This window comes from Methylobacterium sp. DB0501, assembly GCF_011043735.1.
In the GTDB taxonomy this organism is placed as follows: Bacteria; Pseudomonadota; Alphaproteobacteria; order Rhizobiales; family Beijerinckiaceae; genus Methylobacterium; species Methylobacterium alsaeris.
Genome location: NZ_JAAKGV010000001.1, coordinates 334,855 through 349,490, shown reverse-complemented (window position 1 = coordinate 349,490; position 14,636 = coordinate 334,855). Strand labels below are relative to the sequence as shown.

Annotated in this window: 15 protein-coding genes; 11 read left to right on the top strand and 4 right to left on the bottom strand. The window is 72.8% G+C overall.

Features of this window, described 5'->3' with window-relative positions:
* Positions 1–45: 45 nt before the first annotated feature.
* Positions 46–1,281, top strand: coding sequence for a cytochrome P450 (locus G4G93_RS01630; RefSeq protein ID WP_246736468.1), 1,236 nt, complete (start codon positions 46–48; stop codon positions 1,279–1,281).
* Positions 1,282–1,503: 222 nt separating this feature from the next.
* Here G4G93_RS01630 and G4G93_RS01625 read toward each other — a convergent pair whose 3' ends face one another.
* Positions 1,504–1,830 (bottom strand): DUF1127 domain-containing protein, encoded by a 327-nt coding sequence (locus G4G93_RS01625; RefSeq protein WP_165080623.1) that lies wholly within the window; start codon positions 1,828–1,830, stop codon positions 1,504–1,506.
* 146 nt (positions 1,831–1,976) lie between these two features.
* Here G4G93_RS01625 and G4G93_RS01620 point away from each other — a divergent pair, with 146 nt between their 5' ends.
* The gene (locus G4G93_RS01620) at positions 1,977–2,849 is read left to right on the top strand and encodes a LysR substrate-binding domain-containing protein (protein WP_165080621.1); all 873 of its coding nucleotides are present in this window, start codon (positions 1,977–1,979) and stop codon (positions 2,847–2,849) included.
* Between the two features lie 12 nt (positions 2,850–2,861).
* Here the strand turns inward: G4G93_RS01620 and G4G93_RS36360 are convergent, their stop codons facing one another.
* From G4G93_RS36360 to G4G93_RS01605, 3 genes are all read right to left on the bottom strand, one after another.
* Positions 2,862–3,056 carry a Flp family type IVb pilin gene (locus G4G93_RS36360; RefSeq protein WP_165080619.1) on the bottom strand — a complete coding sequence of 65 codons (195 nt, stop codon included), beginning with the start codon at positions 3,054–3,056 and terminating at the stop codon, positions 2,862–2,864.
* A gap of 169 nt (positions 3,057–3,225) precedes the next feature.
* Positions 3,226–3,480: a DUF3072 domain-containing protein gene (locus G4G93_RS01610; RefSeq protein ID WP_165080617.1), complete on the bottom strand. Its 255-nt coding sequence runs from the start codon at positions 3,478–3,480 to the stop codon at positions 3,226–3,228.
* Between the two features lie 206 nt (positions 3,481–3,686).
* Positions 3,687–4,574: a branched-chain amino acid aminotransferase gene (locus G4G93_RS01605; RefSeq protein WP_165080615.1), complete on the bottom strand. Its 888-nt coding sequence runs from the start codon at positions 4,572–4,574 to the stop codon at positions 3,687–3,689.
* A gap of 306 nt (positions 4,575–4,880) precedes the next feature.
* On the opposite strand from G4G93_RS01605, the gene G4G93_RS01600 reads away from it, so the two are divergent.
* The 9 genes from G4G93_RS01600 to nadC all read left to right on the top strand — a co-directional run bounded on the left by G4G93_RS01600 (position 4,881) and on the right by nadC (position 14,508).
* Positions 4,881–5,399, top strand: a complete 519-nt coding sequence (locus G4G93_RS01600; protein WP_246736503.1) for a MarR family winged helix-turn-helix transcriptional regulator — start codon at positions 4,881–4,883, stop codon at positions 5,397–5,399.
* A complete protein-coding gene (locus G4G93_RS01595) occupies positions 5,396–6,127 on the top strand; it encodes a response regulator (RefSeq protein WP_165080613.1) in 732 nt (243 codons plus the stop codon). The genes G4G93_RS01600 and G4G93_RS01595 overlap by 4 nt, the downstream gene beginning before the upstream one ends.
* 4 nt (positions 6,128–6,131) lie before the next feature.
* Entirely contained in the window at positions 6,132–7,502 is a 1,371-nt protein-coding gene (locus G4G93_RS01590) for an ATP-binding protein (RefSeq protein WP_165080611.1), read from the top strand.
* A 91-nt stretch (positions 7,503–7,593) separates the two neighbouring features.
* On the top strand, positions 7,594–8,625 hold the full coding sequence (locus tag G4G93_RS01585; RefSeq protein WP_165080609.1) for a glycosyltransferase family 2 protein: 1,032 nt from the start codon (positions 7,594–7,596) through the stop codon (positions 8,623–8,625).
* Positions 8,626–8,746: 121 nt separating this feature from the next.
* The gene (locus G4G93_RS01580) at positions 8,747–9,949 is read left to right on the top strand and encodes a glycosyltransferase family 87 protein (RefSeq protein ID WP_165080607.1); all 1,203 of its coding nucleotides are present in this window, start codon (positions 8,747–8,749) and stop codon (positions 9,947–9,949) included.
* 77 nt (positions 9,950–10,026) lie between these two features.
* Positions 10,027–10,974 carry an NrtR DNA-binding winged helix domain-containing protein gene (locus tag G4G93_RS01575; protein ID WP_165080605.1) on the top strand — a complete coding sequence of 316 codons (948 nt, stop codon included), beginning with the start codon at positions 10,027–10,029 and terminating at the stop codon, positions 10,972–10,974.
* A 143-nt stretch (positions 10,975–11,117) separates the two neighbouring features.
* Positions 11,118–12,119, top strand: a complete 1,002-nt coding sequence (nadA, locus tag G4G93_RS01570; RefSeq protein WP_165080603.1) for a quinolinate synthase NadA — start codon at positions 11,118–11,120, stop codon at positions 12,117–12,119.
* Complete coding sequence (locus G4G93_RS01565) at positions 12,116–13,624, top strand: L-aspartate oxidase (RefSeq protein WP_165080601.1); 1,509 nt, start codon at positions 12,116–12,118, stop codon at positions 13,622–13,624. The genes nadA and G4G93_RS01565 overlap by 4 nt, the downstream gene beginning before the upstream one ends.
* Positions 13,621–14,508 (top strand): carboxylating nicotinate-nucleotide diphosphorylase, encoded by an 888-nt coding sequence (nadC, locus tag G4G93_RS01560; protein WP_165080599.1) that lies wholly within the window; start codon positions 13,621–13,623, stop codon positions 14,506–14,508. The genes G4G93_RS01565 and nadC overlap by 4 nt, the downstream gene beginning before the upstream one ends.
* The last annotated feature ends 128 nt before the right edge of the window (positions 14,509–14,636 follow it).

Below are 14,636 nucleotides of genomic sequence, written 5' to 3'. Positions count from 1 at the left end.
GGTCCGGTGCACGATGCCGGCCGGAGCGATTCCAGGAGGGCGACCATGGCCAGATCCCCGCACGCCGTCACCTCCGAGGCGATGCCGACGGACCTCGTTCTCGTCCCCCGCGCCGTCCTGGAGGCCGATCCGCACGCCGTGCTCGCGCATCACCGCGCGAGCGTGCCCTGCATCCGGACCGACGACGGCGCCGTCATGGTGCTGCGGGCCCGCGACGTCCAGGCCCTCGTCACCGATCCGCGCACGCGGCAGGTGGAGACGGAGTTCGCGCGGCTGCGCGGCATCACGGCGGGGCCGCTGTTCGAGTTCTTCCGGCAGACGGTGCTTCTCTCCAACGGCGAGGTTCACCGGCGCCGGCGCACCCCGATCGCCCGGGCCTTCGCGTTCCAGGTCGTGGCGGCCCTGCGCCCGCGCATCCGCGACCTCGCCGAGGCGCTGGTGGCCGAGCATCTCCCGCACGGGCGGATGAACCTGCTCGCCGACTACGCCGCCCCGCTCCCCGCCCGGGCGATCGCGACGATCCTGGGGCTCCCCGAGAGCGACGTGCCGGACTTCACCCGATGGGTCTACGCGGTGTCCCGCGCCCTCACCTCGGCCTGGACACCCGAGGATTTGCCCGAGAGCGATGCGGCGGCGCGCCGGCTCATCGCTTACGTCGAGGACCTCGTAGCGGAGCGCCGCCGCGCCCCGCGGGAGGACCTGATCTCCGCCCTGCTGCCCTCGATCGACGAGGACGACCCGGACGCGGCCGCGGAGACGCGCATGCAGATCGTCTCCCTGATCCTGGCGGGCAGCGACACCACGCGCGCGGCGCTGGCGATCCAGGCCGGCCTGCTGCTCGCGCACCGGGCGCAATGGGAGGCGGTCTGCCGCGACGAGGCGCTGATCCCGGGGGCGGTGGCGGAGGCGCTGCGCTTCGAGCCGGCGGTCGGGTCGTTCCCGCGCTTCGCCCTCGCCGACATCCCCCTGGAGGGCGCCGTGCTGCCGGCGGGCGCGCTGTTGTCGATCTCGACGCTGTCGGCGATGCGCGACCCGGCCCTCTACGCGGATCCGGACGTCTTCGACATCCGCCGGACCGACCATCCGCGCTGGCACATGGCGTTCGGCGGCGGCGTGCATCGCTGCCTCGGCGAGGCGCTCGCCCGCATCGAGCTGGAGGAAGGGCTGCGGGCGCTCACGCGCCGGCTCCCGGACCTGCGCCCCGACCGGCCGCTGACCGTGCGCGGCTCGGCCGCGATCCGCCGTGTCGAGGAGCTGCCGGTGTCGTGGGCCGCGGCGTAGGAACCTGCATCCTGTTCGGTCGGGCCGGGCGATCGACGATCGCCCGGAGTGGCGCGGTGTCCGCAATGATCCGGAACCGTCGAGCCGTCCGGCTCGACCGTCGGCGACGTAATCCTGAAGCCGAGCCGCCCTCATGCGGGATCGTCGATCCCCGGGCCCCTCTCCCACGCGGGAGAGGGGAAGCGCTCTACCGTTGCTCGGACGGATCAAGCGGAAGTCGCATCACACTCCCCGCCCCTCCACCGCCCGCCCGTCCCGGGCGGCGAGGCGCACGGTCACGGCCGGCGGCGCGGGCTGGCGCCGTGCGCGACGTCGATGCACCAGGGGAATGGTCGGGTCATGCCGGAACGGAAGATCGAGCACGCCTTCCACGTCGCTGCGGGTGAGGCCGATGTCTTTCAGCCCGCGGTCGTCGAGTTCGGCGAGGCGGTAGGCGGCGCGGCGGTTGATCCACAGGGTGACGATCCGGGCCACGATCTGCGCGGCCTTGCGGCCGTAGCCGGGCGCCAGCGCGAGAACACCGAAGAGGGGGGCGAAGCTGATCGTCATCGTGGTCTCCGGCGGGAGCTGTCGGCGAACCTCGTCATGCGCCGGCCATCGCTCTTCCGCTGCCCCCTTATAGCCCCGCTGCGCCGATGCGTTGAGCGAATGATTGAGATGTGTCACATCACGCAGATTGATGATGGAGCGCGCCGGTGCATCCCCTCGACATCGACCAGCTCCGGACCCTGGTGGCGATCGCCGAGAGCGGCTCGTTCACCCGCGCGGCGGAGGCCGTGCACAAGACGCAATCCGCCGTCTCGATGCAGATGAAGCGGCTCGAGGAGCGGATCGGGCGCGAGATCTTCGCCAAGGCCGGGCGCGGCGTGCGGCTGACCGACGACGGCGAGCGCCTGCTGGATTATGCGAGGCGCATCGTGCGGCTCCAGACGGAGTGCCTGGCGACCTTCGACGAGGGCGACCTCGCCGGGCGGGTGCGCCTCGGCCTGCCGGACGACTACGCCGACCGCTACCTGCCGGAGATCCTCGGGCGCTTCGCCCGCACCCATCCCCGGGCCGAGGTCACGGTGGTGTGCGAGCCGACCGACATGCTGGCCGACCGGATCGCCGACGGCGACATCGACCTCGCCATCGTCACGGAGGCGAAGGGGCGGCGCAACGTCGAGACGATCCGCACCGAGGCGCTGCTCTGGGTCACTTCGAGCCGCCACGCGGTCCATACCGAGCAGCCGGTGCCCCTCGCCCTCGGCCGCCCGGATTGCAACTGGCGCCGGGCCGCGATCGAGGTCCTGGAGCGCGGCGGGCGCCAGAGCCGGATCCTGTTCGTGAGCTGGAATTCCACCGCGGTCGGGGCGGCGGTGCTGGCGGGGCTGGCGGTCTCGGTCCTGCCCGAGAGCGCCGTCCGCCCGGGCATGCGGGTGCTCGGGCCGCAGGACGGCTTCGCGGGCCTGCCGGCCTGCCGCATCGGGCTGATGCGTCACCGCACCGGCGAGCCCAACCCGCTCGCCGACATCCTGGCCGGGCAGATCCGGCAGTGCCTCGACAATCTCGGGATGGCGGCGGAGTAGCGGGCGGACCGGTTACCTGAGCGCGGCGAGAAACCGGTTGCTCATGTTGCTGTACAGGCTGCCGGCCGCATCGCCGTAGGTCGAGAGCGCGACCGTCATCGACAGGAAGATCAGGCCGGCGATCAATGCGTACTCGATCGCCGTCGTACCGGACCGGTCACGTCGGAAGCGCCGGAGCGCATCCCTTCTCCGCGATCTGCCCGCCACGCCCAGTCCCTCGATTTGCCGTCCCGGACAGTAAGGTCACACCTCCTCATCAGGCGTTAATGCGACGGTGGAAACGACCTGTGCGATCCTCAAGGCAGGTTATCGTCCGGCGAGGTTTGCCCGCAGGACCGCGGCACGGCCGTCCTGCGGGATCGTCGGGGGTGCGCGCTCAGGCCTTGCCGGTTTCCTGGCGCAGGGCGTCGATGCGCTGCGAGGCTTCCGCCTTGTCGAGGTCGGGGTCGAACGCCTCGTCGTCCTTGGCCTGCTCGGCCAGGGTCTTGAGGTAGGAAGCCTGTGCCCCGGTCATCGGCTCGGAACCGGTGGTCCAGTCCTTCGGGTCCTTGATGCGGTTCGAGGTGTCCTTCGGGTCCTGCTTCGGATTCTCGGTCTCGGCAGCGTTCTTGGCAGCAGTCTTGGCGGTCATGAGGGCTTCCCGTGTTCTCTGAATGTTCCAGACAGACAACGGGGAAGCCCCGGCCCGCGTTCCCGGCCCGAGCGCCGCAGGGGCGGCTTGTCCCCGAAAAACCACCGATCCGGACGCGCGAAGGCCCCGGGCGGTCTGCCGCCCGGGGCCTTCGGTTCACGCGGTCGTCGCGCGGTTCGGGACGCCCTGGCCCGGGCAGCCTCTCTTCAGGCAGCCTTGGCCCGCGGCTGCACCTCGGCGGTGTAGTCGTCCATCAGGGTCTTGGTCATCGCGGCCGGGGTGAAGCGGTACTGGGCGATCTCCGAGACCGGGGTGACCTCGGCGGCCGAGCCGGTGATGAAGCACTCGCTGAAGCCCGCCATCTCCTCGGGGCGGATGCGCCGCTCGACCACCTCGTAGCCGCGCCGCCGCGCCAGATCGATCACGGTCTGGCGGGTGATGCCGTTGAGGAAGCGGTCGGCCAGCGGGGTGTGGATCACCCCGTTCTGGATGAAGAACACGTTGGCGCCGGTGCACTCGGCGACGTTGTCCTCCCAGTCGAGCATCAGGGCGTCGGCATAGCCCTTGTTCTCGGCCCGGTGCTTGGAGATCGTGCAGATCATGTAGAGGCCCGCCGCCTTGGAGGCCGACGGCGCGGTGCGCGGATCGGGCCGGCGGTAATCCGCCAGGTCCATCCGGATGCCCTTCATCTTGGTCGCCGGGTCGAAGTAGCTCGGCCACTCCCACGCCGCGATGGCGAGGTGGATGGTGTTGTGTTGCGCCGAGACGCCCATCATCTCCGAGCCGCGCCAGGCGACCGGGCGCAGATAGGCGTCCTGCAGGCCGCTCTCCTTCAGCACCAGCTTCTTGGCGGCGTCGATCTCGGCCACCGAGTACGGGACCTCGAAGTCGAGGAGCTCGGCCGAGCGGCGCAGGCGCTGCGAATGCTCGGTGCACTTGAAGATCTGGCCGCCATAGGCGCGCTCGCCCTCGAACACGCTGGAGCCGTAATGCAGGCCGTGGCTGAGTACGTGAATCTTCGCGTCCGCCCACGGCACCATGCTGCCGTCGAACCAGATGTGGCCTTCACGCTGGTCGAAGGGAATGACGGACATGACGATGATCCTCGTATGCGTTCGTTTCCGCCTGGCTGGTTCTCGCGCAACGTTCGTGCTTGAACGAGACGCGGGGCGTTCGTTCGTTTCGCCGGCGGGGTTGACGCCTATCAACGAGGCTGAGATATGTCAACAAGACTGACATAAATGACGAGGGTCCCCGAAGGTCGTGACTCTCGTCGACCTGATCCCCGCGAAGAGGTGCGACCCGTGACCCAGGCCGCCCGGACCCGTCCGGCCCCCATCCCGGACGCCGCCAACGAGGATGTGCGGGAGGAGGAACTGCGGGAGGCAGGTTACGCCCGCCTGCCGACGGATCAAGGCCCTGCGAATCCCGGGGAGCCGGCCGAGGCGCCGCATTACGACCTGATCGAGCTCCTGTTCTTCGCCTACCGGGACTTCGTCGCCGATCCGGACCGCATCCTGGCCGAGTACGGCTTCGGCCGCGCCCACCACCGGGTGCTGCACTTCGTCGACCGGCATCCCGGCCTCACCATCGCCGAACTCCTGGATATCCTGCGGATCACCAAGCAGAGCCTGAACCGGGTGCTGAAGGAATTGATCGAGCAGGGCTACATCGCGCAGCGCACCGGCACGAGCGACCGGCGCCACCGCCTCCTCACCTGCACGCCGCAGGGGCGGGAACTCGCCCAGCGCCTCGCTGGCGTCCAGGGCGAGCGGGTCCGCCGGGCGCTCGCGGAAGCCGGCCCCTCGCTGCGCGACCCGGCGAGCCGGTTCCTGCTCGCCATGATCGAGCCGGGCGAGCGCGCGGCGGTGAGCCGGCTGATCGCCGGCGGCGATCCCGCTCCGGAGGTGAAGCCGTGAGCGCCGATCCCGCCATCGCCCCCCGGGCCGAGCTGCCCGACCACGCCCCCCACATCCTGGTGGTCGACGACGACCGCCGCCTGCGCGACCTCCTCGCCCGCTTCCTCGGGGAGAACGGCTACCGGGTCACCGCCGCCGCGAGCGCCGCCGAGGCGCGGGCGCGGGGCCGCAGCCTCGTCTTCGACGCGGTGGTGCTCGACGTGATGATGCCGGGCGAGACCGGCTTCGACTATGCCCGCCAGATCCGCCTGACCTCGCAGGTGCCGATCCTGATGCTCACGGCCCGCTCGAACCCGAACGACCGGGTCACCGGGCTCGAGATCGGCGCCGACGACTACTTGCCCAAACCCTTCGAGCCGCGGGAGCTGATCCTGCGCCTCAACAACATCCTGCGCCGCAACGCCCGCGGGCCGGCCGAGGGCGGGGCCGCCCCCCTCGATGCGGTGCGGTTCGGGCCGTTCCAGTTCCGCATCGAGCGCGGCGAGCTGACCCGCGACGACGAGGCGATCCGCCTGTCCGAGCGCGAGCGCGAGATCCTGACCATCCTGGCGCTCGCCCGCGGCGGCAACGTCGAGCGCGAGGCGCTGACCGGCACCAACGGCGCCGCCAACGAGCGCACCGTCGACGTGCAGATGAACCGCCTGCGCCGGCGCATCGAGGACGACCCGGCCAACCCGCGCTACGTGCAGACCGTGCGCGGCGTCGGCTACCGGCTGGTCCTGGACTAGCGCGATGGCCGCCCCCACCCTCGCCGGGACGCTGCCGACGCCCCGGCGGGCCTGGCGCCGGCTCGGCCGCGTGATCGGCGACCGGCTGCCGAAGGGGCTCTATGCCCGCTCGCTCATCATCATCATCGCCCCGATGGTGCTGCTGCAATCGGTGATCGCCTACACCTTCATGGAGCGGCACTGGCAGCTGGTGACGCGGCGCCTCTCGGCCGCCGTGACGGCCGACGTCGCGGCGCTCATCGACATCTACGAGAGCTATCCGCAGGACAAGGGCTCCGAGACCCTGGAGCGGATCGCCAGCGAGCGCCTCAACCTCGACATCGACATCCTGGAGGGCGCCAAGCTCCCGGCCCCCGGGCCCCGGCCGTTCTTCTCGCTCCTCGACGAGGCCCTGTCCGACGAGATCCGCCGCCAGATCGCCCGGCCGTTCTGGATCGACACCGTCGGGCGCTCCAGCCTGATCGAGATCCGGGTCGAGATCCCCGGCGGGGTGATGCGGGTGATCGCCCGGCGCAGCCAGGCCTATGCCTCGAACTCGCACATCTTCCTGCTCTGGATGGGCGGCTCCTCGATGGTGCTGCTCGGCGTCGCGATCCTGTTCCTGCGCAACCAGATCCGGCCGATCCTGCGGCTCGCCGACGTGGCCGAGAGCTTCGGCAAGGGCCGCGAACTCGATTTCCGCCCCCGCGGCGCCCGCGAGGTGCGCAAGGCCGGCCACGCCTTCATCGAGATGAAGCGGCGCATCGAGCGGGCGATGGAGCAGCGCACCACGATGCTCAACGGGGTGAGCCACGACCTGCGCACCATCATCACGCGCTTCCGGCTCTCCCTGGTGCTCCTGCCGCAGACGCCCGAGATCGACGACCTGCAGCGCGACGTCGACGAGATGAGCCGGATGCTGGAGGCCTACCTCGCCTTCGCCAAGGGCGATTCCGGCGAGCCGGCCGCGGCCGTCGACCTGCGGGCGATGCTGGAGGACGTGCGCACCGACGTGGAGCGTCTCGGCGGCCACGTCTCCGAGGTGACGCTGGAGGGGCAGCCGACCGTGACGGTCCGGCCCGACGCCTTCCGGCGCTGCCTGTTCAACCTCGCCGCCAACGCCGCCCGCTACGGCGACACCATCGCGATCACCGCCCGCCAGGAGGCGCGCTGGCTCGCCGTCTCGATCGACGACGACGGCCCCGGCATCCCGCCCGAGCAGCGCGAGGAGGTGTTCAAGCCCTTCGTGCGCCTCGACGACGCCCGCCAGGATGCGGGCGGATCGGGCCTCGGCCTCGCCATCGCCCTCGACATCGCCCGGGCGCATGGCGGCGACGTGGCCCTGTACGATTCGCCCCTCGGGGGCCTGCGGGCGACGGTGCGGGTGCCGGCGTGACGGGGCGCGGCGAAACCGGCCGTTAAGGCTCCGGTCCTTAACCTCTCGCCCAGGGCCGGGGCGCAGGAGCGCGCGGCCCGGCGGGGCCTCCATGATTCAAGCCGCCAGCACGCAAGCCGCCCGGATCTCCGGCTCCCAGATCCGCCGCGAGCTGACGGACCTGCTGCCGCAGGCCAGCTTCGTGCGCAACCGCACGATCGCGGTGCTCCTGCCCTGCCTCGACGAGGAGGCGACGATCGGGCAGGTGGTGACGGAGTTCCGCCGCGTCCTGCCCGGCGCCACCGTCTACGTCTACGACAACAACTCGACCGACCGGACCGCCGCGGTCGCGGCGGCGGCGGGCGCGGTGGTGCGGCGGGAGCGCCGGCCGGGCAAGGGCAACGTCGTGCGGCGGATGTTCGCCGACATCGAGGCCGATCTCTACGTGCTGGCCGACGGCGACCTGACCTACGACGCCGCCGCCGCCGGCCGCCTGATCGACGCGCTGGTGACCGAGCAGGTCGACATGGTGGTGGGCGCCCGCGCGGGCTCGGGCGACGCCTTCGCCCGCGGCCACCGCTTCGGCAACTGGCTGTTCAACCGGCTGGTGATGCGACTGTTCGGCGACGGCTTCACCGACATCCTGTCGGGCTACCGCGTCGTGTCGCGGCGCTTCGCCAAGTCCTTCCCGGCCTCGTCGTCGGGCTTCGAGATCGAGGCCGAGCTGTCGGTCCACGCCCTCGACCTGCGGCTCGCGGCGATGGAGATTCCCCTGCCCTACCGGTCGCGCCCGGAGGGCTCGGCGAGCAAGCTCAGCAAGTGGCGCGACGGGGCGCGGATCCTCGGCAAGATCGCCCTGATGTACAAGGCGGTGCGGCCGCTGCGCTTCTTCGGCGCCCTGGCGGCGCTCCTGGCGGCGACGGGGCTCCTCCTCGGGCTGCCGGTGGCCGCCACCTTCCTGGAGACCGGCCTGGTGCCGCGGCTTCCGACGGCGGTGCTCGCCGCCGCCCTGATGCAGCTCGCCTTCATGAGCCTGACCTGCGGCATCATCGTCGATGCGGTCGGGGCGAGCCAGCGGGAGTTCAAGCGCATGCGCTACCTCGACCTGCCGGCGCCCGACGCGCCGCGGGGAGCCCAGCCGTGAGCGCCGGGCTCCCCGCCGCCCGGGTACCGCAGCGCCGGCGCGGATAGGCGTACCGCGCCCCGGTGCGGCACGGCGAGCCGACCGTCCCGATCTCCCGCCGAAGACCGCAGGACCGCGCCCGATGATCCCGCTTCCCTTGCGCCGCCGGCCGACCGATCCGGCGGTGATCCTGGCGCTCCTCGGCCTCCTGAGCACGCTGCCCCTGGTGGTGCGGTTCTACCGGCCGGCCGGGGGCGGGCTCGATGTCACCGGGTATCCGATCGGGCGCGACTTCATCAACAACTGGGTCGGGCCGCAGCTCGCGGCGTCGGGGCGGCTCGCCACATTGTTCGACCTCGACGCCTATCAGGCGGCGATCGGCACCGCCTTCGGCGCGCCGCTGCCGTTCCACAACTGGAGCTACCCGCCCTTCACGCTGCTGCTGCTGCGGCCGCTGTCGCAGCTGCCCTACTTCGCGGCCCTCGCCCTCTGGACCGCCGGGCTGTTCGCCGCCTTCGCGGCCGTGACGCTGAGCCGGGTCGCGCCGGGGCGGCGCCTGCGGGCCCTGGTGCTGCTCGCCCTGGCGCCGGCCTGCCTCATCAACGCCGTCGGGGGCCAGAACGGCTTCCTCACCGCCGCCCTGTTCCTCGGCGGGCTCATCGCCCTCGACCGCCGCCCGGTCCTCGCCGGCATCCTGTTCGGCCTCCTCACCTGCAAGCCGCATCTCGGCCTTGTGCTGCCCCTCGCCCTCCTGGCCCTCGGGGCGTGGCGGACCATCGCGGCGGCGGCGGCGACCGCCCTGGCGCTCGTCGGCGCCTCGCTCCTCGCCTTCGGGGCCGAGCCCTGGCGGCACTACCTCGGCGAGACCAGCGCCTACCAGTACGCCCTGCTGCAGCATTTCACCGGCTTCTACACGACCATGATGGCCTCGGTGTTCGCGGGCGCGCGCACCTTCGGGCTGCCGACCGGCGTGGCCTGGCTTCTCCAGGCCGTCGTCGCCGTGCCGGTCCTCGCGGCGGCGATCTGGGCCGTGCGCCGGACCCGCGACCCGGTGCAGCGGGCGGGCCTCCTCGCCGCCGCCGTGCCGCTCCTGACTCCCTACGCCTTCAACTACGACCTGACGGCGCTGGCGGCGGTGCTCGTGTGGCGGCTCTCGGCCGTAGAGCCCGGGACCCAGCCGGACCGGGTCACGGTCTTCGCCTGGCTCGGCCCCACCCTGACGATGCCGCTGCAGATGATGGGGTTCGCCGGCATGCCGCTGGTGCTGGGGGCGCTGTTCGGGGTCCTGGTGCGCGAGGTCGCCGTGCAGGCTCCGGCGGCGGGACGGCTCGCGGCGGCCGGGTGAATCGCCCTTTGCCCTAACATGAAGCCTGGCCATACCCCCGTGTCGTGGTAAGTCCCCGCACCGGCCGGGAGGGGTTGATGAGCGAGGCGGAACCGAGTGCGGCGGCCCCCCTGGTCGGCCTCGCGGCGGCGATCCTGGCGGCGACGCTCGACGAGCCGCGCGTCCTCACCGTGCCGGTGGCCGGCCAGCCCGCCGGCCGGGGCGAGGGCCTGCCGGCCGGCCCCCTGGAGCCGGCCCATCCCACCCTGGAGCGGGGCCTGCGGGCCTGGGTCGAGCGCCAGACCGGCCAGACCCTCGGCTATGTCGAGCAGCTCTACACCTTCGGCGACCGCAACCGCCGGAAGGGCGGCAAGGGGGATGAGGACCGGCACGCCCTCTCGGTCGCCTACCTGGCGCTGGTGCGCGAGGCGCGGCCTGCCGCCGACGCGACCTGGCAGAGCTGGTACCGCTACTTCCCCTACGAGGATCGGCGGGCGGGACGGCCTCCCTGCCTCGACGCCCTCATGGCCCGGCTCGACGGCTGGGCCGGGGCCGCGACCGACCCGGAGGAGAGCCGGCGCCGCAGCGACCGGATCGGCCTGACCTTCGGGGCGGCCGGGAGCGGCTGGAACGAGGAGCGGGTGCTGGAGCGCTACGAGCTGCTGTTCGAGGCCGGCCTCGTGCCCGAGGCGGGCGCCGCCGACGACGTCGCGGGCCACGCCATGGCCTTCGACCACCGCCGCATGCTCGCCACCGCCCTCGGGCGCCTGCGCGGCAAGATCAAGTACCGGCCCGTCGTGTTCGAGCTGATGCCGCCCACCTTCACCCTGGGTCAGCTCCAGCGCGTGGTCGAGGCCCTGTCGGGCGTGCTCCTGCACAAGCAGAATTTCCGCCGCCTCGTCGCCCAGCAGGGCCTCGTCGAGGAGACCGAGGCCGTGACCGCCGAGACCGGCGGACGGCCCGCCCGGCTGATGCGATTCCGCCGCGAGGTCCTGCTGGAACGCCCCGCCCCTGGCCTGCGGCTCCCCTCGGGCCGGGCCGGCTGATCCGGCCGGGGGCGGAACCCGTCGGATTTTCTGCGTCGGTCTGACGCACTTATGCTCAGATCCAACATATCTGGACAGGCCGGAAGCCGGGGACTAGCCTAGCCGGGTAAATGCTCACTCTGAGCATATTTCGGGAGGCGAGAATGGACGCGGCATTCCTCGACCGGGCGAGCGATCCTCCCCTGGCGGAGCTGTACCGGCGTGTGCGCCACCACGTGCCGGCGATCGAGTGGCCCGCCCTCGCCGAGGACGTCGCGGCGATCCAGGCGCTCAAGCGCGCACGCAACGCCGTGGTGCTGGCGCACAATTACCAGGCGCCGGAGATCTTCCACACCGTGGCGGACATCGTCGGCGACAGCCTGGCGCTGGCCCGCGAGGCCGCCCGCGCCGATGCCGACGTGATCGTGCTCGCGGGCGTGCACTTCATGGCCGAGACCGCCAAGATCCTGAACCCGGACAAGACCGTGCTGATCCCCGATCCGGGCGCCGGCTGCTCGCTCGCGGATTCGATCACGGCCGCCGACGTGCGGGCCCTGCGCCGCCGCTACCCGGGCGTGCCGGTGGTGACCTACGTCAACACCTCGGCCGCCGTGAAGGCGGAATCGGATCTCTGCTGCACCTCGGGCAACGCGAAGGCGGTGGTCGAGTCGCTGGGCGCCCCGCGCGTCCTGATGATCCCCGACGAGTATCTGGCCCAGAACGTCCAGGCCGAGCTGCCCCACATCGAGATCTTGACCTGGGCCGGCCATTGCGAGGTGCACGAGCGCTTCACGGCGGACGACATCCGCGAGGCCCGCGAGGCCTATCCGGGCGTGACGGTCCTGGCGCATCCCGAATGCCCGCCCGCGGTGGTGGCGCAAGCCGATTTCTCCGGCTCGACCGCGGCGATGCAGGATTACGTCGAGACGCGCCGGCCGGCGCAGGTGGTGCTGATCACCGAATGTGCGATGGCCGACAATCTCGCCCTCCGCAATCCGGATGTCGCGTTCGTCAAGCCGTGCAACCTCTGCCCGCACATGAAGCGGATCAGCTTGGGCAAGATCCGGCGCAGCCTGGAGACCCTGACCCACGAGGTCACGGTGCCGGGCGACCTGATCGCCCCGGCGCGGCGCGCCGTCGAGCGCATGCTGGCGGTGCGGCCGTGAGGACGGACCGCGTCGTCGTGGTGGGGGCCGGCGTCGCCGGCCTCGCCACGGCCCTGCGGCTGGCGCCGCTGCCCGTCACCCTCGTCACCGCCGCGCCCCTGGGCGAGGAGACCGCGACAGCCTGGGCGCAGGGCGGCATCGCGGCGGCGATCGGCGCCGACGACGCGCCCGCCCTCCACGCCGCCGACACCCTGGCGGCGGGGGCGGGCCTGAGCGACCCGGAGGTGGCGCGTCGCGTTGCCGAGGCCGGCCCGGGCCTGGTGGCGTGGCTCGCCGGGCTCGGCCTCGCCTTCGACCGCGGCCCCGACGGCGCCCCGGCCCTGGGCCTCGAGGCCGCCCATGGCCGCCGCCGGATCGTGAAGGCGGGGGGCGACGCCACCGGCGCGGCGGTCCTGCGCACCCTCGCCCGGGCGGTGGCGGCCTGCCCGTCGGTCGCGGTAACGGTCGGCCGGGGGTCCGCCCTGATGCAGGACGGGAACGGCCGGGTGACCGGCCTCGCCGTCCGGACCGGGCAGGAAACGATCGAGCTACCGGCCCGGGCGGTAGTGCTGGCGACCGGCGGCCTCGGCGGGCTCTACCGCTCGACCACGAACCCGGCCGGCGCGGTCGGCTCCGGCCTCGTCCTGGCGGCGCGGGCGGGGGCGGTGGTGCGCGATCCCGAATTCGTGCAGTTCCACCCGACGGCGATCGCGGTATCCACGGGCGGGCCGCTGCCGCTCGCCACCGAGGCGCTGCGCGGCGAGGGCGCGATCCTGGTCGATGCCGCGGGCGGCCGGGTGATGGCCGGCATCGCCGGGGCCGAGCTGGCGCCCCGCGACGTGGTCGCCCGGGCCATCGCCCTGCGGACGGGCCGGGGCGAGGCGGTCTTCCTCGACGCCCGCCGCCTCGACGTCGCGCGCCGCTTCCCGACCGTCGCCGCCCTCTGCCGGGCCGCCCGGCTCGATCCGGCCCTGGAGCCGATCCCGGTGCGGCCGGCCGCCCACTATCACATGGGCGGGATCCGGGTGGACGGGCGCGGACGCTCCTCGCTCCCCGGCCTCTGGGCCTGCGGCGAGGTCGCGGCGACCGGCCTGCACGGGGCGAACCGCCTCGCCAGCAACTCGCTCCTCGAGGCGATGGCCTTCGCGGAGCTGATCGCGGCGGACATCCGGGAGACTGACGACCGCGCCGCCGGCCCGGGCCGCGCCCCGGGCCCGGTGCCCGCCCCGGACGCCCGGCCGGAGATCCGCGCCCTGATGGAGGCGGAGGTCGGGCTGGTGCGCGACGTGGCCGGCCTCACCCGGGCGGTCGGGCGGCTCGCCGCCCTCGCCCGGGCCGGCTCGGCGGAGGCGGTGGCGGGCCTGCTCGTCGCAGCCGCCGCCCTCGGCCGCCGGGAGAGTCGCGGCGCCCATTGGCGCGCCGACCATCCGGGGCAGGCCGCGCCCCGCTCCACCGAGATCACCCTGGCCCAGGCCCTGGCCGCGGCGGACGCCGTCGCCGGCCCCATCCCGCAGGAGGCCCGATGACCGACACGATCCTGTCCCCGCCCTTGCTTCCTCCCTTGCCCCCTCCCCTGCCCCGGCTCATGATCGAGCCGATCGTGCGGGCGGCGCTCCTCGAGGATCTCGGCCGCGCCGGCGACCTCACCACCGACGGCATCGTGCCGGTCGAGGCCCGCTTCTCCGGTGCGATCGTCTCGCGCCAGGACGGCGTCGTCGCCGGTACGCAGGCCGCAACCCTCGCCTTCGCGCTGCTCGATCCGGCCGTGACGGTCCGGGTGCTGCGACCGGACGGCAGCCGGATCGCTCCGGGCGAGGCGGTGATCGCCCTCGACGGTCCGGCGAGGGCGATCCTCTCGGCCGAGCGCGTCGCCCTCAACCTGCTCTGCCGCCTCTCGGGGGTAGCCACCGCCACCGCCTCGCTGGTCGAGGCCGCCCGGCCGCATGGGAAAGCTCGCATCGTCTGCACCCGCAAGACCACGCCGGGCCTGCGGATTCTCGAGAAGCACGCCGTGCGGGCCGGCGGGGGCGCCAACCACCGCTTCGGCCTCGACGACGCGGTGCTCATCAAGGACAACCACGTCGCGGTGGCTGGCGGCGTCGCCCCGGCGGTGCGGCGGGCGCGAGCCGGAATCGGGCATCTGGTGAAGATCGAGGTCGAGGTCGACACCCTGGCCCAGCTCGACGAGGCCCTGTCGGTCGGCGCCGATGCGGTGCTGCTCGACAACATGACGCCCGAGACCTTGCGCCGGGCAGTGGCGATGATCGACGGGCGGGCGATCAGCGAGGCTTCGGGCCGGATCAGCCGCGAGACCGTCGGCGCCGTCGCGGCGACGGGGGTGGACCTGATCTCGACCGGCTGGATCACCCACAGCGCACCGATCGTCGATCTGGGGCTGGATGTGGCGTGAGGCGGGTCCCGGCGTGAGCGGCCCGGCGCGGAGCGACCTCCGTACCGCTGTAAGCCACCCTTTCCCGGACGACCGGAGCGACAGCGCAAGGAGATCCGGGACAGGGGAGACTTAACGAGAAACGACTC